Consider the following 16350-nt stretch of genomic DNA (forward strand, 5'->3'; position numbering starts at 1 on the left):
ACAGATCTCATTGTTGCCTCATGCAATATCGAAACGTTTCGATTATTCTCGCTCTGCCTTATCGAAACGTTTCGATCGAATGGCTTGGCGGTGGGAAATATCTACCGTGGTGCATACAAAAATACTTTAGGTTGATAGATGAATAAACACGCTCTACTCAATGCCGATATGAACTACCTTACGGCAACATTGGGTCATACCGATGAAGTCACCATTTGTGATGCTGGACTACCTATCCCTGCACAGGTGCAACGTATTGACCTGGCGCTGACCCATGGGGTGCCTAGTTTTATTGCAACCGTCAAAGTTTGGCTAGCTAGTTCGCAAATTGAGGGCGTAGTGATGGCAGAGGAGTTTGCCGATGTCAGCCCGGAGTGCCATCAACAATTGCTGGCTGAAATTGAGCAAGAGCAGCAAGCGACAGGGCGAACATTGACTATCGAGTACATTAGCCATGAGGCATTTAAACAGCGCAGTGGTCATAGCCGCGCGGTGATCCGCACTGGCGAGTGTACGCCTTATGCCAATGTGATTTTTAAAACCGGTGTTGTATTTTAAGCTTAGCGGAGTCACGTATGACCCAAGCCATATTGCAGTTACAAGCCATTGAAAAGTCTTTCCCTGGGGTTAAAGCCTTAGACAAAGCCTGCTTAAACGTTTACCCAGGCCAAGTGATGGCATTGATGGGCGAAAACGGAGCGGGTAAGTCCACCTTAATGAAAGTGCTCACCGGGATCTACTCGTTAGATGAAGGCCAGATTATCTATCAAGGTGAAACGCGTACTTTTAACGGCCCCCGTGATTCACAAGCCGCTGGTATTAGCATTATCCATCAGGAGCTCAATCTATTACCTGAGCTCACCATCGCTGAAAATATCTTTCTTGGTCGTGAGATCACATCCGCCTTTGGCCGCATTCTTTGGGATGAGATGAATGCCCAAGCTGCGGCGCTGTTGGCCCGCTTAGCCATAAGTCATGCGCCGCAAACCCGAGTGGGTGATTTGAGTTTAGGCGAGCAGCAGATGGTTGAAATAGCCAAGGCTATCTCCTTTGACTCTAAAGTTATCATCATGGATGAACCGACCGACGCGCTAACCGATGTTGAAACTCAGTCGCTATTTAAGGTGATTAATGAGCTGCGTGCACAGGGCTGTGGCATCGTCTATATCTCCCATCGCATGCAAGAGATCTTTACTATTTGTGACGCGGTAACAGTATTGCGTGATGGCGGCTTCATCCACGAATGCGCTATTGCTGATATTGATGAAGACCGCCTCATTGAGCGCATGGTTGGCCGCAAACTGGCCGATCAATATCCGCGTATCGTCAATACACATCAGGGCTGTAGACTCGCGGTTAGCGAGCTATCTGGACTTGGGGTTAATAATGTCAGCTTTAATCTTAACAAGGGCGAGATCTTAGGTTTCTCAGGCTTGATGGGCGCAGGCCGTACCGAGTTGATGAAAATCATCTTTGGCGCAAGCGCTAAAACTCATGGAGAGATTAACCTTAACGGTAATCTCATCAGGCTTAACAGCCCTCAGCAAGCGTTAGATGCAGGCATCGCTTATATTTCTGAAGACCGTAAGGGTGACGGCTTACTGCTGGAACTGTCGGTTAAAGAAAACATGTCTATTTGTGCACTCTCAAAACTTAGCAGCGGGCTACAACTGCGTCATCAAGATGAGATTGCTGAAGTCGATCAGTTTATTGGTGCGTTTAATATCAAGACCCCGAGTCGTGATGCACGCATCGGTAACTTGTCGGGCGGTAATCAACAGAAAGTAGCCATTGCCAAAGGCTTAATGACACAACCTCAGGTGCTGATCTTAGATGAGCCAACTCGTGGCGTGGATGTCGGGGCGAAAAAAGAGATCTACGATCTTATCAACCGTTTTAAAGCTCAGGGTATGAGCATCATTTTAGTGTCATCGGATATGCCGGAGTTAATGGGCATGTCGGATCGTATTTTAGTTATGCATCAAGGCCAGATCACTGGGGAATTCGATGCCGCCCAGGCAGAACAAGAAACCATTCTTGCTTGTGCAGTCGGTAAAACATTAAACAAGGATATTGCATGAGCCAGTCAATTACAGCGCAGCCATTTTACAAGCGTATTAACAAAGCTTGGTTGATTGAGCAGAAGTCGCTCATCGCCCTAATGTGTCTGATTTTCGTCGTGTCACTGTTGAGCCCTAACTTCTTAACCGTCGATAACTTACTGAATATTTTACGCCAAACCTCAATTAACGCGATTATTGCCGTCGGTATGACCATCGTTATCCTAACTGCAGGTATCGACTTAAGCGTGGGTTCGGTTTTGGCCTTAAGCGGTGCGATTGTGGCGACCTTAATCGGTATGGATGTGCCAGTTATCGTAGCCTTGCCGGTAGCGCTGATTGCTGGCGCGGCATTAGGTGCGATTAGCGGCATTATTGTCGCTAAGGGCAAGGTACAGGCCTTTATCGCCACGCTTGTGACCATGACACTGCTGCGCGGTGTGACCATGGTGTACACCGATGGCCGCCCTGTGCCTACAGGCTTTAGCGAAACTGCCGATAGCTTTACTTGGTTAGGCACTGGCTACCTGCTGGGTATTCCTGTGCCAGTGTGGTTGATGGCGATAGTGTTTATTGGCGCTTGGTATCTGCTGAATCATACTCGCTTTGGCCGTTACATTTACGCTGTTGGGGGGAATGAGTCTGCGGCTCGTCTATCGGGAATTGCGGTAGATAAAGTCAAGATCGCGGCTTACGCCATCTGTGGTTCAATGGCAGCTTTGGCGGGGATTATCGTCACCGCACGTCTGTCTTCGGCGCAGCCAACGGCAGGTATGGGCTACGAGCTCGATGCGATTGCTGCCGTGGTCCTAGGCGGCACCAGCTTAATGGGCGGTAAGGGGCGCATCATGGGTACCTTAATTGGCGCACTAATTATCGGCTTCTTAAATAACGCGTTAAACCTGCTGGATGTGTCGTCTTATTACCAGATGATTGCCAAAGCCAGCGTTATCTTGCTAGCGGTACTTATCGACACTAAGCAAAAAGCGTAATTTCTGATCATCAGGGGCGTTTATCGCCTCTGCTTTTGTTCTGAAAGTTCTTATCATTTAGAGCCTACTATCATAAAGGCTGGATATTGAAAGGCGATTATGAAGCAACCTATTAACAAGAAAGCGTCAGTGATGTTAGCGGCAGCGCTACTGCCGAGTCTGGTATCCTTTAGCGCTAGTGCCCAAGACGCCATCGCTATCGTGCTGTCGACGATGAATAACCCCTTCTTCGTTACTATGAAAGATGGCGCAGAAGCCAAGGCCAAAGAGCTTGGCTATAAGCTGATTGCTCTGGACTCGCAAAACGACCCTAGCAAGGAGCTGGCTAACGTTGAAGATTTGACGATGCGCGGCGTTAAGGCGATTTTGATTAACCCGACCGATGCATTAGCGGTGACCAATGCTATCCGCACCGCTAACCGGGCTAATATCCCAGTGCTGACACTAGACAGAACTGCAGAACGTGGCGACATCGTTAGTCATATTGCCTCCGATAATATCGCGGGTGGTGAGCTAGCTGGGCAGTTTATTGCACAGCAGTTGGGCGCGAATGCCAAGGTTATCCAGCTTGAGGGTATCGCTGGTACCTCTGCCGCCCGTGAGCGTGGTGAAGGCTTTAGTAATGCGGTTAATGCTCATGGCTTAAACATGCTATCGAGTCAGCCTGCAGATTTTGATCGCTCAAAGGGCCTAAACGTGATGGAAAATATGTTGGCCGCCAACGGCGATGTGCAAGCGGTATTTGCCCAGAATGATGAGATGGCCCTAGGCGCCCTACGTGCCATTGAAGCGGCGGGCAAAGACGTCATGGTGATTGGATTTGATGGTACCGATGAAGGGATTGCCGCCGTTAGACGCCAGCAGTTATCGGCGACAATTGCCCAGCAACCTGAGCTGCTCGGTGCAACGGCGATTGCTACAGCGGATAGAATATTAAAAGGCCAAGTCGTTGAAAAATCAATTCCTGTTGCGTTAAAAATCATTACTCAAACACAGTAATCTTACTGATAATTTGTCACACTAGCATGCTACGCCCATTGAGCTAGCATCATTGGCGTATTTTCCCTCTGAGCCCAACATCATTGCGAGCTGGGTATTTGCTACAGAGGTCATCGAGGAAAATGTAAATGTCTCAGTTAATCGTTTTAGGCAGTGTGAATGCCGACCATGTACTTCAAGTGCCATCTTTTCCACGTCCAGGGGAAACCTTGCATGGGAATAACTATCAGGTCATTCCAGGTGGTAAAGGGGCTAATCAGGCTGTAGCCGCTGCCCGTCTTGGTGCCGATATTGGTTTTATCGCTTGTGTGGGTGATGACAGTTTTGGTCAAAATATTCGCCAGACTTTTGCTCAGGACGGTATGGATATTTCAGCCGTGCATATGGTGACAAATACGCCAACGGGTATTGCGATGATCCAAGTGAGCGATAGCGGCGAAAACAGTATCTGTATTGCTGCCGCCGCCAATAATGGGTTAACCACTGAGATTGTTGAGCAGCACGGTGAGAAAATCGAGCAAGCCAAATACTTGTTGATGCAGTTAGAGACTCCGCTTGCGGGTATTGAGCTTGCTGCCAGCATTGCTAAAGCCCAAGGAACTCAGGTGGTATTAAATCCAGCACCTGCACGTAGCCTACCGGATACGCTTCTTGCTATGGTTGATATCATTACCCCTAATGAGACCGAAGCCGAAGTGTTATCGGGCGTTGCAGTGACTGATGCAGCCAGCGCCGCAAAAGCCGCTCAAGCGCTACATGACAAAGGCATCGCAACTGTGATGATCACCCTAGGCTCGAAAGGCGTTTATTTGAGTGAGCAAGGGACTGGCAAAATCATTCCAGGCTTTAAGGTGCAAGCGACCGATACCACGGCTGCTGGTGATACCTTTAACGGCGCATTTGTGACGGCGCTACTGGAAGGCCAAACAATGGATGACGCGATCGTCTTTGCCCATGGCGCAGCGGCGATTTCGGTGACCCGTTTTGGCGCGCAGACTTCAATTCCATCACGGGATGAAGTTGAGCACTTTATCGCAACTAACTAATTTGCGATTGAATTTTAATAGTAATTAAGACTGTTATTCAGATAGGAAGTTAACCCCCATGGCCACCATGAAAGATGTTGCCAAACTTGCCAGTGTATCCACATCTACGGTGAGTCATGTGATGAATGGTACCCGTTTTGTGAGTGAGGATATTGCAAAGCGGGTGCAAGCGGCTGCGCAGCAACTCAATTATCACGGTCCTTCTGCGGTGGCCCGCAGCCTTAAACAGAACCGCACCAAAACCATCGGCATGTTGGTGACCACCTCGACTAACCCATTCTATGCTGAGGTAGTTCGCAGTGTAGAGCAGGCGTGTTATCAGCAGGGATATAACCTGATCCTGTGTAATACCGAGGGTGATGCTCGGCGTCTTAAGCGTTCGTTAACCACCTTAATTGAGCGTCGAGTCGACGGTTTAATCATGATGTGCGCCATGTTAGAAGGCGAGGATGCGTTGATCTATCGCCGTTTAGACTCACTCCCGGTAGTGGTGATGGACTGGGGACCGGTGGCATTTCCTTGTGACAAAATTCAAGGCCATTCACGCCAAGGCGGTGTGCTCGCGACTCAATATTTAATCGATAATGGTCATACCAAAATCGGTTGTATCACCGGGCCGCGTAATCGCCAGCAGGCCGATCTACGCTATCAAGGTTTTGTCGATGCGATGCAAGCGGCTAACTTGCCGATTAACCCCGATTGGGTGGTGGAAGGCAACTTTGAAACTGAAGGCGGCAAGGCGGCGTTTGCTAAGCTGCAAGCGGCTGGCGAGTTACCGAGCGCGTTATTTGTGTGTAATGACATGATGGCCATTGGCGTATTACATGAGGCGCAGCGCACTGGGGTGCAGATCCCCGAGCAGTTATCGGTTATCGGTTACGACAATATTCAGCTAGCAAAATATATGACGCCAGCATTAACCAGTATCCATCAGTCAAAGGCGCGTTTAGGCGCGGCTGCGGTCAATGCCTTGATTGCGCGTTTGCAAGATCCAAACCTGCCACAACAATTTATGGATATTGAACCCAGAGTGACAGAGCGAGCCAGCGTCAGTAAAAAATAAAGCCAATAAAAAAAGCGAATGAATTAGGTTTCATTCGCTTTTTCTCAATGGGCTGATTAAATCTGATTTTTACTTAATAAACGCGAATGCATCACCATAGAGGTGATCTTCCTCTACGCCCATGGTTCGGAATAACTCACGTGCTGCGCCAACCATATCGAAACGTCCCGCAATATAGATGTCATAGCCAACTAGACTGTCGAAATCATGCTGGATCTGCTCCAGTAGGTTAGCCTGCTTGCCTTTCCAGTCATCGGTCGCTTCCTCTATCACTGGGACAAAGTTCAGCCACGGGTGAGCATCATGCCACTCGCGGGCGATAGTCTCATAGTACATGGCATCTTGGTTACGACAGCCCCAGTACAGGGTAGTTTCAATCTCTTGGCCTAAAGCAATTTTCTGCTCGACAATACTCTTGATATAGGAGAAACCTGTGCCGCCAGCAATCAATAGGCGAGGGCGCACGCTGTCTGCTCGTAGGTGAGCATCTCCACCTGGGACGTCGATCTCGATAGTGCTGCCAACAGCAAGACACTCTTTTAAGCGCTCAACAACTTGCATCGGATAGCTCTCGCTTACCGCTGCACCGATATGCAGTTCGATATGTTCGGCGTCAGGCGCCGAAGCGATAGAGAATGGGCGTTTGTCTTTCTCTCCCATTACGATGCAAAGGTACTGGCCCGCCTTAAAATCAAAAGCGGTGTTAGGCTTTAAAATTACCTGATATACAGCGTCATTAAACGGCGCAACTTTTTCGATAGTACAGCTTATTGTGTTCATCTTTAGTCCTTGATGTGCTTCTCTTTGGAAGCTTATTCACTATTAATCTTTTAGCCTGCTAAGCAGGCTATACCGAGCTTAGCTAATTTTTAGCCCTTTATTCTCTATAGGGTCGGCGCGTCATCTATGCCTAGATCATCCCAGATGGCATCGACTTTTTGCTTAACGGCTTCATCCATCACGATAGGGGTGCCCCATTCGCGATCGGTCTCGCCTTCCCACTTGTTGGTGGCGTCCATTCCCATCTTAGAGCCAAGACCGGCGATAGGTGAGGCAAAGTCGAGATAATCGATAGGGGTGTTTTCTATCATCACAGTATCGCGTTTGGGATCCATGCGGGTGGTAATCGCCCAGATCACATCGTTCCAGTCGCGGCAATTCACATCTTCATCCACTATCACAATGAACTTAGTGTACATAAACTGACGCAGGAACGACCACGCGCCCATCATCACCCGTTTGGCATGACCTGGGTATTGCTTACGAATTGAGATCACCGCCATACGGTAGGAGCAGCCCTCTGGCGGCAGGTAGAAGTCGACGATCTCTGGATACTGCTTGCGTAAAATAGGCACGAACACTTCGTTCAGTGCCACACCTAGCATGGCTGGCTCATCTGGTGGACGGCCGGTGTAGGTGCTGTGGTAGATGGCATCTTTTCTGTGGGTGATGTGAGTCACCGTAAATACAGGGAAAGAATCGGTTTCGTTGTAGTAACCTGTGTGGTCACCGTAGGGACCCTCTTCGGCCATCTCTTCGGGATCGATATAACCTTCTAAGATGATCTCGCTGGTGGCAGGGACTTCTAAGTCACAGCTGATGGCTTTGCAGACTTCGGTGCGCTCGCCTCTGAGTAGTCCGGCAAAGGCGTATTCGCTCATGGCGTCGGGAACCGGTGTTACTGCACCTAAGATGGTGACCGGATCCGCGCCCAGTGCAACCACTACAGGGTAGCGCTCACCAGGATGCTTCTCTTTAAAGTCTTTAAAGTCCAATGCGCCGCCGCGATGGTCGAGCCAGCGCATGATCAGCTTATCTCTGCCGAGTAGCTGCTGACGGTAAATTCCGAGGTTTTGGCGTTTCTGGCGTGGACCCTTGGTGATGGTCAGTCCCCAAGTTACTAGTGGCGCGACATCGCCCGGCCAACAGTGCTGAATTGGCAGCTTGGTCAAGTCGACCTCTTCGCCAGTTTTGACAACCTGTTGGCAAGGTGGATTACGCACCGTTTTGGGAGGCATGTTTAAGGCTTGCTTAAACATAGGGATCTTAGCGATCGCATCTTTAAAGCCGCTAGGCGGCTCGGGCTCTTTTAGAAAAGCGAGCAGTTCACCCACATCGCGCAGTGCGATAGGATCTTCTTTACCTAATGCCATTGCCACCCGCTTTGGGGTACCAAAAAGGTTTGCCAGCACAGGCATGTCGTTGCCGACAGGATTTTCGAATAACAGAGCTGGACCTTTAGCGCGCAATACACGATCGGCAATCTCTGTCATTTCCAAATGAGGATCGACGGGATGACTAATACGCTTAAGCTCACCATTGGTTTCTAAGTGGTCTATAAAGCTGCGTAAATCCTTAAAACTCATAGGGGAATTCTCATCGCTATAAACTGTGATATGGCGCGCACTATAGCATTATTCCAACGTGCGTTAAACGCTTGTTCATCAAAGCGTGGCATAGCAATTATTCAGTGAATACTGAACTGCTGTCTGTTGCCGAGGGAAGCGGGAGCCGACATTGGCGAATTGGGTTATTAAGCGTAAGATTAACTAACTGGTTATGACGAATTTATCGAGGATGATCATGGATACTGTTAAATGGAGTCTGAGCTTCCTTCTAGTTTTTGCTGCATCGAGCGCTGCTGTCGAGCAACCGACTCAGTTTGCCCAGCAACAACACAGATACCTCTTTGCCAATTTATCGGTGATCAGTAATGTGAGTGTCGGTGTTGGCTGGAGTAATCATGATTACCGTGACCCTTGGCGCTGGAATGTGGGGGTGTCTAATGGCTGGTACGGTTACCCTTATGGAAGCCGCTATTATCGACCGGGCTATAACTGGCGTTGGGGCAATCCTTACCGTTATAACAGCCGTTATGTGTATCCTTATCGCTATAATAGAACCGAATATAAACCGTCAAAACCTAAGGTTGTTGCGCCACCTGAACGGGCGACCACCAGTGTCAGCTACTCAACAGGACTGACGCGATTACCCGATAATGCGCGGGTGATTCAAAGAGAGGGGCGCACCGTTTATGAGTGGCAGGGCGTGGAATATGTCTATGACTGGGATGCTAAGACCTATCGGAAAATAAACTGAATCTAGGCGTACCGCGCCATGTTATCGGTCAAATAATCTTGCTACTCTGGGGGAGAGCAAGTGATAAAACAGGGAAGAGTGTTTAATGGAAAGTTGCTTAATGGAACCTAGCTTAAGGGAAATAGCATAATGAGTTGGATGGAGTTCACCATAGAACTGCTGGATAAGCTTGTCTGGCCTGCGGTGCTAGTGTTTGCCGTTATTACCTTAAAACGGCCTATTTCTAAGTTGATCCCCTTGGCTAAAAAGCTAAAGTTTAGAGAACTGGAAGTGGAGTTTGGCGAAGGACTAAAAGCGGTAACAGAGCAGGCTCAAGGGGTGTTCCCTGAGTTAAAAACCGACAAAAAGACCATGCTTATCGCCTCGGCCAGTCATCTGCCTAACTCTGCCATTATTGAGGCTTGGCAGCAGGTGGATTTGGCCGCCGAACGTTTGATCCAGTCCCACTGCGATAACATTGTCTTAGATAAAAATACCCGTTATAAGCATATTGAGAATATCTTGATCAACGAAGCCTTGATCGATACTAAGCAGGGCAAGCTATTTAGTGAACTGCGCCAATTGCGTAATCGTGTCGCTCATGCGGTGGGGTATGAGGTGGGCAAGGCCGAAGCGATTCAATATATTGAGCTGTGTTTTAAGTTGATAGAGCACCTAAATGGGATAAACCCTTCAAGGGCTCGCCTCTGTGAAGTGGCAATTAAAGACGTTGCCAGTTAGTCGGCAACGTCTTCAATATGGTTTCAATAAACAGCTAAGTATTAGCTTTTGGCTTTTAGGTACATATCGTAGCGAATAATTTTAAAACCTAAGTCATCAAATCGTTTATTGAACTTCATACCGAGCTTTAAAAGTACATTGACTGAAGCTTGGTTTTGTTCGACAACATCGCCGACGATATAGTCGAGATCCATCTTGGCTTTGGCGTACTCAATACAGGCTTTGTTGGCCTCGGTTGCATAGCCTTTGCCCCAATGTTCGGGGGACAAGCGATAACCAATATCGGTTTCATTGATGCGATAATCATTTTTAAAGCCGCAAAAACCAATTACCTGATTACTCTCTTTTAAGACTACCGCCCATCGTGCATAACCAAACTGTAAATATTCTGTCAGCCAAATATCACGAATGATACGCTCGGCGTCGGCCAGTGACTGAACGACGCCAGCATCACCTGTGTAGCGGTTAACTCGCTCGTCGGCGTTAAAATCATAGACAGCTTGGACATCATCGAGATTAAACTCCCTAATAATTAATCTCTGTGTCTCGGTTATGAGTTTGCTCATCGGTTTTCCTTTACCATACTGCGTCTGTTATTGCGTTTTCAGTCTCACCGATAATGGTTTTGACTACCTTGTTATCGGCATCTAGTAAGATCAGCCTTGGAATGCCAGCGTTGGCAAACTGAGCATAGATCTTTCTATCGACATCGGCGACTAAAGGAAAGTTAAGCTCATATTCGGCGGCAAATTTATCTAAGACGGCATTTGTTTCTTCGCGGCCGATACCTATGATATCCACGTTAGGACTTAGGTGTAGATCTGAGTTAACTAAGTGGGTCAAAGTACGCTGTGAGTCGGGGCACCAAGTGGCAAATAAGATCAGTAGCTTATTATTTTTTGACTCACGGATATCCAGCATATTACCTTGAGTATCAACGAATTGAGTGACTGGAACGCTGTCGCCGGGTTTGATATAGGTGAGGTATTCAACTGGAGTCGGTGCTGTGGCACAGCCCGAGATGGTTAACAGCAATAGGCTTGCTAGCATCAGTTTTAGTACTTTTTCCCAGCTAAGGGCTTTGTTAGTGCTAAGGGCTTTTTTCCAGCTAAGGGCTTTCATCGCGCATCCATTCTCATTAAATTACCATTAAAATAACAGAGCTCTAACGGAATGTATAAGCCTAGCTTGCAACTGAATGTAACTTAAATTGTGATGCTTGGTAGTGAAAGGAGATCATCGGGAGCGCGCGTGGTATCGGCTTTTAACAATAAATAGAACTGGGTTGTTGACAGTTGAACGAGGACAACATATCGTGGTGGTTCATATATCATTCTGTTCGTTAAGTTGTTGATTAACAGGATTTACCAAGGATAATTACGTGTTATTAACACCCATAGAAGCGTATTACTATCTATAGCCACAATGGCGTAGATAGAGGTTACTTCATCCCCCTCATGCTTTAAATCACTCCATTGTGGCAATTCCATTTTCTTTCGGAAGTTGGCCACCATCAAAGCCTGTTCCGAACTCTTTATTTTTAATTTGGAACACCATAAATGAACAAAAGTAAAATCTTCGGCAGTATGCTAATTATCGCTGGTACGACAATCGGTGCAGGTATGTTGGCATTACCTCTCGCTGCATCGGGCCTAGGCTTTGGCATAGCCAGCGTAATCATGTTGTTAATTTGGTCTTTGATGACCTATACCGCACTGCTTATGATTGAAGTTCATCAACATGCACCTATCGATGCTACGCTGCACACCTTGGCTCATAAGCTGCTGGGTCGTAAAGGGCAGGTTATCGCTAGCTTTTCGATGATGTTTCTGTTTTACGCTCTCTGCGCGGCTTATATCGCCGGTGGGGGAGAGCAGATGCACAGCAAGTTAACGAGCTGGTTTGGGCTTGATCTTCCTATGCAAGCTGGGGCAATTATCTTTACCCTGTTGATTGGGGCCGTGGTTGCCATAGGTACACGCTCGGTGGATTTGATCAATCGTAGTCTATTTTCACTTAAGTTGATTGCGCTGGTGGTAATGTTGTTCCTGCTACTGCCCCATGTATCGGTGGAAAACTTGGTCGAGTTGCCTGTACATCAAGGTTTAGTGCTCGCGTCACTGCCTGTTATCTTCACCTCTTTTGGTTTTCATGGCTCTATTCCGTCGGTGGTTCGCTACTTAGGTAAAGATACCAAGGCGCTGCGCTGGATCATCGTTGTCGGCTCGTCACTACCTTTAATGGTTTATGTGTTGTGGATGCTTGCGAGTCAAGGCGTATTGACACAGCAAGAGTTAATGGCTAGCCAAAGCCTTAATGGTTTTATTGGCTCTTTGAGCCGCATGCTGGAAAATCCTATGATTGCCAGCGCGGTATCTATCTTTGCTGATTTGGCCCTAGCGACATCATTTCTTGGTGTGAGTTTAGGTCTGTTCGACTTTATCGCCGATCTGCTTAAGCGTAGTGCTAAACCTAGCCACAGACTACAAGTGGGTCTTGTGACTTTCTTGCCACCACTGGGCTTTGCCCTGTTCTATCCTCAAGGTTTTATTACTGCGCTAGGTTATGCAGCCTTTGCTTTAGTGATTTTGGCGGTATTCTTGCCTGTCGCCATGGTCGCTGTGCAGCGTAAGCAACTTGGTCTAGAAGGTTATCAGGTTAAAGGTGGTAACTTAGGTTTAGCGGCGGCGACATTAGCAGGCGTGTTGATTATCAGCGTGCAGTTAATGCAGATGTTTAATCTACTGCCGTCGGTTGGCTGATCGCCTGAGTAATTGCCTGGGTAATTGACAGAAAACAGCTGATTAAGTATTTATTTACCTTATTGGCTTGTTTTTTAGTCATTCGATCGATTTGAATAAAATTAGGCTTTACATTGATGCCGAGGATCCCTATTATCAGCGGCGTTCGGAGGGATGGCAGAGTGGTCGAATGCACCGGTCTTGAAAACCGGCATGGGTTTATAGCCCATCTAGGGTTCAAATCCCTATCCCTCCGCCACATTCAAGATGAGGCCCCAGCAGAAATGCTGGGGCCTTTTCGCATTTTGGAAGTACACTTTGAACCTAGGGTTCCTGTTGTTTAAAATCAGCTATCCGTCCGCCACATTTAGAGAAAGGGCTTCCAGTAATGGAAGCCCTTTTTCGTTTCGAATATAAAGCAGATTAGAACCCAAGGGTTCCTATTGATTAAAGTCAGCTATCCGTCCGCCACATTTAGAAAAGCCCGCTATTTTATAGCGGGCTTTTTGCTATATGCGATTTGTAAAGAAGAACCCTAGGGTTCCTGCTATTTACAGAGAGCCAGAGCGAACTATCCCCGCGCCACATTCAGATAAAGCCAGAAAGTAAGCCATAATCCAAAGCTTCCTATTGTTTAAAGTCAGCAATCTCTCTGTTATGTATAAACTCTTTGCTCATGAGTTAAGGATCGAGCAGGTAATATAAAGCCGAGTCTAAACTCGGCTTTGATTGGCTTAATGACATTAATTTTTCGCTTTAGGGTATAAAATAATTAAACTCATGATACCCACCAATACTGCACCAAACACAGAAGCAAAACGGACTAAATCATCTGAGATTGCGCTTATACTGGTTGATGTAATGCCGTAAAACACCAAGACGACATAACTGGAATACATTAACTGAATCGTGTTATAGCTGGCTTTCTTCGAGACGGCATTCATCCCCATAAATAAGGAGCTAACTACCGCAACACCTAATGTTCCCACAAGGTTGGCTTGCAACAGACTCATGACTAAAGGCGGAACCGCGTACAACAAGCTGGCGTATGTCGTCAGTAACCGTCTTAAACCATAATCTTTACCAATACTAGGATCAGGATCCTTAATAATTAGCGCGACAACGATGGTAATGATCGTACTTTGCTCCAAGTCCAGCTGGATTGTACATACCATCATTATCATGACAATTATCGCCTTAAGCATTGTTTGCCAATCTAGTAGATACTTGGTTGTCGATATTGGTGGAGTTACATTTGTGGCAAGTGGCTCACCTCCCGGAAACAGGAAGTAAGCCAAGTACGTCGTAAAACCAGCAATAAAGATATTTTTTAGTAAAGCTATCGGTATTTGCTCAACACTAATGCCTTTTTGCTGGGTAAAGACTGCAATCATAGCGGTGGTAACTATGAGTAAAATCGCAAATACGTCTTGGGAGTTTTTCTTGGTACGCTCCATACACCAGTAAAAAATCCCAAATAAGAAGAGGTAGTAGACGTGTAAGTAATCGCTCAATAGCCCACTCATTAACGCCTGAAACCAAGCGGTAATGAACAAAATCCCCCCCATGATAAATACCATAATCAGCGGAGGAGGCTCATGAGTTGTGGTCAGAAATACAGCGCACATAGCTGGCGCTAATAAGGGTAAATCAGTTCCGAATACGTATTGCCAAAAAAGTAATACGACAGGGAATACCGCAACTCTGATTAACGGGTTGGCGGCACTATGATACATAACTGATATAACTCCACGCCCAGACCCACAAATCTTGCAGCCTTTCACCGATATAGCTTTCATTTGGATAGAAACCGACAACGGCACGACCACCATATCTTGGGTCAAGAGCATCAGGTAACTGTGTGAACTCTATATTAACGGGAAAGCGCTGGGCTTTCGCACTGCTCGTCGGTGAATTCATGAGACCATTGCTAGCATCTTCTGTAAGGCTACCATTGCCGCTACTTCCCCAACCGATAGAGGAAATTTTGCCGTTAAATACTTCACCTGGATGTGCGTCGAAAACGATTTTGACCTTGTCACCAGGCTTCAAGTGAGCAAGAGAGTTTTCTCTTACCATGGCGGTAAGCCACAAATGGTTGTTATTGATAAGTGTTAGGAGAGGTTGTCCCGTGCTTGCATAGTCGCCCACAGCAACATTCATGTTAGTGATCACACCATCAGTTGGTGCTATGAGTTTAGTATGGTTTAGGTTAAGTAACGCTTGCTCTTGTTGGTTTAGTACCGATTGAATTTCTGGGTTCTCGATATCTCGAGGACCAAACTCTTGTTTGGCTTTTTCCAGTTCAGAAGTCGCTTGAGCAAGGCCTGCTTGTGCAGTTTCTAGCTCAGCTACAATGTTGTCCATGCTAGCTTGGCTAATTGTTCCTCTCTTTGCTAAGACTCGGTTACGCTCTACATTTTTCTTTGCGTTATCCACCTTAACTCGAGCAGCTACCTCACTTGCTTTCGCGACATTGATTGCAGCAGAGTCCGCCTCATAAGACTGCGCAGCTTGTTGCAAGTCAAACCTTGCGGCTTTGACTGCCAGTTCAAAAGGGCGAGGGTCGATGACTACTAGAGCGTCTCCCGCTTTCACTGAACTGTTGTTCACTACTGCGACTTGTGAAATTGGGCCTGACACTTCAGGACTAATGCGAATCAATTGACCATTGATTCGAGCTTCGTTGGTCATTGGGGTCATTCTGTCTGCCCATAAAGTATATAGCCATATGGCAGTGACCAAAGCAAAAATGTAGTAGGTGAATGAGCGAGCTTGGTTAATTTTCTTATTGTCGTGATCAGGATTGGTTGCGGTAGTGTTTTCTGACATATTGTTTTCCTATGCTCGCTTAATATTGCTGCTCTAGTAGATTTATCTTTTTATAGATGATGCTTTTCTTCGTCCTCACTTCTACCGCGATGGTAATAACAAAGGCGAAAAGACCCACAAGAATGACTGCGCAAGAAGTGGAGACCGTCACTTCTCCTGCAAACTTAGTCCAGATCACAGCAAGAGTCACAAACCAACCGAACAGTGCCGCTGCCTGAGTTAATGCGATAGGGAGAAGATGGGACCAAAATCCGCTTTGTAGTTGTGCGGCATGGTCGGGATGGTTTTTCTTTAATTGATGAACGAACAGCTTGGAGGTAATAAGCGATAAAATGATACCTAAGCCAAATGTCAGAGACACAGCTTGCCCCCACACTGTCACTTTGGAGTTCATGATCATATTGACTGACATCGGAACGCTATCCATGCCTTTAAAATGGAAGCTAGCGATGTAGGCGTTAATGACACCGTTAATTACGCCACCAATCAACGAGTCTTTCAGTTTAATCTTCACTTTTGACACCGAGATGTTTCAACGGTAAGTGTTGATTATAACTACAACTAGAGCATAAATGCATGCTTAATATGGTTAATTCTTGATATTGTGTTGAGGTTCTGTTGTTTTGCAGGGGAAGTGGGAGGTTTGCTGTTTGGTGAACCACTAGGTAATTTTAGCGAAAGGAACAACGTCATCGACTAAACTTAGGCATTGCTCATCTCGTTGTTCTCGGCTTCCATTCTTACTAACAGAGAACGGAAGTCTTTTTCGCTTCAGCTAGAGCGTTAGACCCTAGGGTT

At 46.9% G+C, this 16350-nt stretch carries 16 protein-coding genes and 1 tRNA gene; 10 read left to right on the forward strand and 7 right to left on the reverse strand.

The window, feature by feature from the left end; all coding sequences use genetic code 11:
• The first annotated feature begins 138 nt into the window (after positions 1 to 138).
• From rbsD to JMA39_RS17465, 6 genes are all read left to right on the forward strand, one after another.
• On the forward strand, positions 139 to 558 hold the full coding sequence (gene rbsD / locus JMA39_RS17440) for a D-ribose pyranase (protein ID WP_202723159.1): 420 nt from the start codon (positions 139 to 141) through the stop codon (positions 556 to 558).
• Positions 559 to 575: 17 nt separating this feature from the next.
• Positions 576 to 2081, forward strand: a complete 1506-nt coding sequence (gene rbsA, locus JMA39_RS17445) for a ribose ABC transporter ATP-binding protein RbsA (protein WP_202723160.1) — start codon at positions 576 to 578, stop codon at positions 2079 to 2081.
• On the forward strand, positions 2078 to 3052 hold the full coding sequence (rbsC, locus tag JMA39_RS17450) for a ribose ABC transporter permease (protein ID WP_202723161.1): 975 nt from the start codon (positions 2078 to 2080) through the stop codon (positions 3050 to 3052). Before rbsA ends, rbsC begins: the two co-directional genes overlap by 4 nt.
• A 99-nt stretch (positions 3053 to 3151) precedes the next feature.
• Positions 3152 to 4051 (forward strand): ribose ABC transporter substrate-binding protein RbsB, encoded by a 900-nt coding sequence (gene rbsB / locus JMA39_RS17455; protein ID WP_202723162.1) that lies wholly within the window; start codon positions 3152 to 3154, stop codon positions 4049 to 4051.
• A 128-nt stretch (positions 4052 to 4179) separates the two neighbouring features.
• Positions 4180 to 5097, forward strand: a complete 918-nt coding sequence (gene rbsK / locus JMA39_RS17460) for a ribokinase (RefSeq protein WP_202723163.1) — start codon at positions 4180 to 4182, stop codon at positions 5095 to 5097.
• 58 nt (positions 5098 to 5155) lie between these two features.
• Positions 5156 to 6160, forward strand: a complete 1005-nt coding sequence (locus JMA39_RS17465) for a substrate-binding domain-containing protein (RefSeq protein ID WP_202723164.1) — start codon at positions 5156 to 5158, stop codon at positions 6158 to 6160.
• A 69-nt stretch (positions 6161 to 6229) separates the two neighbouring features.
• Here JMA39_RS17465 and fre read toward each other — a convergent pair whose 3' ends face one another.
• Entirely contained in the window at positions 6230 to 6940 is a 711-nt protein-coding gene (gene fre, locus JMA39_RS17470) for an NAD(P)H-flavin reductase (RefSeq protein ID WP_202723165.1), read from the reverse strand.
• 104 nt (positions 6941 to 7044) lie between these two features.
• Positions 7045 to 8526 (reverse strand): 4-hydroxy-3-polyprenylbenzoate decarboxylase, encoded by a 1482-nt coding sequence (gene ubiD, locus JMA39_RS17475; protein ID WP_202723166.1) that lies wholly within the window; start codon positions 8524 to 8526, stop codon positions 7045 to 7047.
• A gap of 217 nt (positions 8527 to 8743) precedes the next feature.
• Here ubiD and JMA39_RS17480 point away from each other — a divergent pair, with 217 nt between their 5' ends.
• Both JMA39_RS17480 and JMA39_RS17485 read left to right on the forward strand, forming a co-directional pair.
• Entirely contained in the window at positions 8744 to 9259 is a 516-nt protein-coding gene (locus JMA39_RS17480; RefSeq protein ID WP_202723167.1) for a hypothetical protein, read from the forward strand.
• Positions 9260 to 9388: 129 nt separating this feature from the next.
• The gene (locus JMA39_RS17485) at positions 9389 to 9979 is read left to right on the forward strand and encodes a hypothetical protein (RefSeq protein ID WP_202723168.1); all 591 of its coding nucleotides are present in this window, start codon (positions 9389 to 9391) and stop codon (positions 9977 to 9979) included.
• A 41-nt stretch (positions 9980 to 10020) separates the two neighbouring features.
• On the opposite strand, the gene JMA39_RS17490 is transcribed toward JMA39_RS17485, so the two are convergent.
• Both JMA39_RS17490 and JMA39_RS17495 read right to left on the reverse strand, forming a co-directional pair.
• Positions 10021 to 10545 carry a GNAT family N-acetyltransferase gene (locus JMA39_RS17490; protein ID WP_202723169.1) on the reverse strand — a complete coding sequence of 175 codons (525 nt, stop codon included), beginning with the start codon at positions 10543 to 10545 and terminating at the stop codon, positions 10021 to 10023.
• A gap of 10 nt (positions 10546 to 10555) precedes the next feature.
• Positions 10556 to 11101: a TlpA family protein disulfide reductase gene (locus tag JMA39_RS17495; RefSeq protein ID WP_202723170.1), complete on the reverse strand. Its 546-nt coding sequence runs from the start codon at positions 11099 to 11101 to the stop codon at positions 10556 to 10558.
• Positions 11102 to 11538: 437 nt separating this feature from the next.
• Here JMA39_RS17495 and tyrP point away from each other — a divergent pair, with 437 nt between their 5' ends.
• Both tyrP and JMA39_RS17505 read left to right on the forward strand, forming a co-directional pair.
• Positions 11539 to 12741: a tyrosine transporter TyrP gene (gene tyrP, locus JMA39_RS17500; protein ID WP_202723171.1), complete on the forward strand. Its 1203-nt coding sequence runs from the start codon at positions 11539 to 11541 to the stop codon at positions 12739 to 12741.
• A 147-nt stretch (positions 12742 to 12888) separates the two neighbouring features.
• A tRNA-Ser gene (locus tag JMA39_RS17505) sits at positions 12889 to 12979 on the forward strand.
• 484 nt (positions 12980 to 13463) lie between these two features.
• Here JMA39_RS17505 and JMA39_RS17510 read toward each other — a convergent pair.
• From JMA39_RS17510 to JMA39_RS17520, 3 genes are read right to left on the reverse strand one after another with little or no spacing between them, the layout of a single operon-like run.
• On the reverse strand, positions 13464 to 14456 hold the full coding sequence (locus JMA39_RS17510) for a DUF2955 domain-containing protein (protein WP_202723172.1): 993 nt from the start codon (positions 14454 to 14456) through the stop codon (positions 13464 to 13466).
• Positions 14446 to 15552, reverse strand: a complete 1107-nt coding sequence (locus JMA39_RS17515; protein WP_202723173.1) for an HlyD family secretion protein — start codon at positions 15550 to 15552, stop codon at positions 14446 to 14448. The genes JMA39_RS17510 and JMA39_RS17515 overlap by 11 nt, the downstream gene beginning before the upstream one ends.
• A 19-nt stretch (positions 15553 to 15571) precedes the next feature.
• On the reverse strand, positions 15572 to 16066 hold the full coding sequence (locus JMA39_RS17520) for a permease (protein WP_202723174.1): 495 nt from the start codon (positions 16064 to 16066) through the stop codon (positions 15572 to 15574).
• Positions 16067 to 16350 lie beyond the last annotated feature (284 nt).

This window comes from Shewanella schlegeliana, assembly GCF_016765635.1.
GTDB lineage: Bacteria > Pseudomonadota > Gammaproteobacteria > Enterobacterales > Shewanellaceae > Shewanella > Shewanella schlegeliana.